The 3020-nt window shown below is 72.2% G+C and carries 2 protein-coding genes; both read left to right on the plus strand.

Going from position 1 to position 3020, the window contains the following annotated elements; translation table 11 throughout:
- Window positions 1-803 (plus strand): acyl carrier protein (locus tag FVS66_RS30765; RefSeq protein WP_222947000.1); only part of this gene is annotated, 803 nt, incomplete at its 5' end.
- Between the two features lie 52 nt (window positions 804-855).
- Window positions 856-3020: type I polyketide synthase (locus FVS66_RS30770; protein WP_149184536.1), on the plus strand; the 2165-nt coding region annotated here is incomplete at its 3' end.

Raw genomic sequence — 3020 nt, forward strand, 5'->3', positions numbered from 1 at the left:
TCCGGCGGGCGGCGGGTCTGCCGGCGACTTCGCTGGCGTGGGGTGTGTGGTCGGAAGCCGCGGGCATGGCGGCGCAGTTGGACGAGGCGGAGCTGGCGCGTCTGGAGCGGATGGGTATGAGTGCCCTTACCGCCGAGACCGGTCTGCCGCTGTTCGATGAGGCCTTGGACGTGGACGCGGCCGTGGTTGCTCCGGTGCTGTTGGAGACGACCGCGCTGCGGGCCCAGGCCCGGGCGGGGATGCTCCCGCCGCTGCTGCGCGGACTGGTCCGCACCCCGGCCCGGACCGCCGACACCAGCGCGGGTGCGCTGGTGCAGCGGCTGGCCGGCGCACCGGAGGCGGACCGGGAGCGGATCGTCCTCGAACTGGTCCAGGCCCAGGTCGCGGCCGTACTCGGACATGCGTCGGCCGCGTCCGTCGACCCCGAACGGGCGTTCAAGGAGCTCGGCTTCGACTCGCTCAGCGCCGTCGAGCTGCGCAACCGGCTCACGCAGGCCACCGGCGTGCGCCTGCCCGCCACCGTCGTGTTCGACCACCCCAGCCCGGCGGCCATCGCCCGCCATCTGCTGCCGGAGATCGTCCCCGACTCCGCCGCCGCACCGCGGTCCGAGCAGGACGAGATCCGCGCGCTGCTCGCGTCGATCCCCGTCGACCGGCTGCGGAAGGCCGGGCTGCTCGACACCCTGCGCGAACTGGCCGACAACGACGCGCCGGAGGCGGCCACCGACGACGGGGACGCCGCGTCGTTCGACGACATGGACGCGGAAGCCCTGATCCGGATGGCCCAGGAGGACCTCGCATGAGCCCGGCCGAGAACGCCGTCGCCGCAATGAGCCCGGAGATGAAGGAATAGACATGGCCACCGATCAGAACCAGCTCATCGAGGCGCTCCGCAAGTCCCTCAAGGAGACCGACAGGCTCCGCCAGCTCAACAAGCGGCTGCTCGCGCAGGCCGGCGAGCCGCTGGCGATCGTCGGCATGAGCTGCCGCTACCCCGGCGGTGTCACTACCCCCGAGGAACTCTGGGAACTCGTCGCGTCGGGACGCGACGCCATCACCGGGCTGCCCGCCGACCGCGGCTGGGACCTGGAGCGGATCTACGACCCGAGCATGCGCCGGCCCGGCGCCGTGTCCACGAGCGGCGGCGGCTTCCTCGACCGGATCGCGGAGTTCGACGCCGAGTTCTTCGGCATCAGCCCGCGTGAGGCGCTGGCCATGGACCCGCAGCAGCGTCTGCTGCTGGAGGCATCCTGGGAGGCGTTCGAACACGCCGGTATCGACCCGACCTCGCTGCGCGGCAGCAACACCGGCGTCTTCTGCGGCGTCGGCACCAGCGACTACTGCACGGTGCCCGCGGGCAGCCTGCCGCACATCGAAGGCTTCCAGCTCACCGGCGGAGCGGCCAGCGTGTCGTCCGGCCGCATCTCCTACGTGTTCGGGCTTGAGGGCCCCGCGGTGTCCGTGGACACTGCCTGCTCCTCCTCCGCGGTCGCCCTGCACATGGCCGCACAGGCCCTGCGCGCGGGCGAATGCTCCATGGCTCTCGTCGGCGGCGTGACCATCATGTCCGGCCCCTTCCTGCTGGCCGAGTTCAGCCGCCAGCAGGCCGTCTCGCCGGACGGCCGCTGCCGTGCGTACGCGGCGTCCGCCGACGGTACGGGATTCTCCGACGGCCTGGGCCTGGTGGTGCTGGAGCGGCTGTCCGACGCCAAGCGCAACGGACGCGACATCCTCGGCCTGATCCGCGGAACCGCGATCAACCAGGACGGCGCGAGCAACGGCCTCACCGCGCCGAACGGACCCTCCCAGGAACGGGTCATCCGGCAGGCATTGGCCAACGCCGGGCTGTCCCCGGCCGACGTGGACGCGGTCGAGGGCCACGGCACCGGCACCGTCCTGGGCGACCCGATCGAGGCACACGCGCTGCTGGCGACGTACGGCCGCGAACGCGACGGCGACCCGCTGTGGCTCGGCTCCATCAAGTCGAACATCGGTCACACCTCCCTGGCCGCGGGCGTGGCCGGTGTGATCAAGATGGTGATGGCGATGCGGCACGGGACGCTGCCGAAGACCCTGCATCTGGACGCACCCTCCCCGCACATCGACTGGGAGGCGGGCGACATCGAGCTGCTGGCCGAGGCGCGGCCGTGGCCCGCGGGGGACAGGCCCCGCCGTGCGGCGGTGTCGTCGTTCGGCGTGAGCGGTACGAACGCGCACATCATCCTGGAGGAGGCCCCCGCCGAGGAGCCGGCCGACGGCGCTGCCGCGCCGCGTCCGATGCCCGCCGTCCCCGTGACGGTCTCCGGCCGTTCCGCGGCCGCGATGCGCGCACAGGCCGACCGGCTCCGCGTGCACGCCCTGGCGCGGCCCGACGTGTCCCTGACCGACCTCGGTTTCTCCGCGGCCACCAACCGGGCCCACCTGGAGCACCGCGGTGTCGTGGCCGCGGCGGACCGCGACCAGCTGCTGGCCGGTCTGGCCGCCCTGTCCGTCGGCGAACCGTCGCCCGTGGTCGTCGAGGGCCGCGCCGCGCCCGGCGCCAAGCCGGTGTTCGTGTTTCCGGGTCAGGGTGCGCAGTGGGTGGGGATGGCGGTGGAGTTGCTGGATTCGTCGCCGGTGTTCGCTGCTGAGGTTGTGGCGTGTGGTGAGGCGTTGGCGGAGTTTGTGGAGTGGAGTTTGGAGGATGTGCTGCGGGGGGTGGCGGGTGCGCCGTCTTTGGAGCGGGTGGATGTGGTGCAGCCGGCGTTGTTCGCGGTGATGGTGGGTTTGGCGGCGTTGTGGCGTTCGTGTGGTGTGGAGCCGTCGGCGGTGGTGGGGCATTCGCAGGGTGAGATCGCGGCGGCGTATGTGGCGGGTGTGTTGTCGTTGCGGGATGCGGTGCGGGTTGTGGCGCTGCGGAGTCGGTTGGTGCGTGAGCGTCTGGCGGGTCTGGGCGGGATGATGTCGGTTGCGCTGCCGGTGGAGCGGGTGGAGGAGTTGGTCGCTCCGTATGCGGGTGGTGTGTCGGTGGCGGCGGTGAA

It is taken from the genome of Streptomyces sp. TRM49041 (assembly GCF_008271805.1).
Taxonomy (GTDB): Bacteria; Actinomycetota; Actinomycetes; order Streptomycetales; family Streptomycetaceae; genus Streptomyces.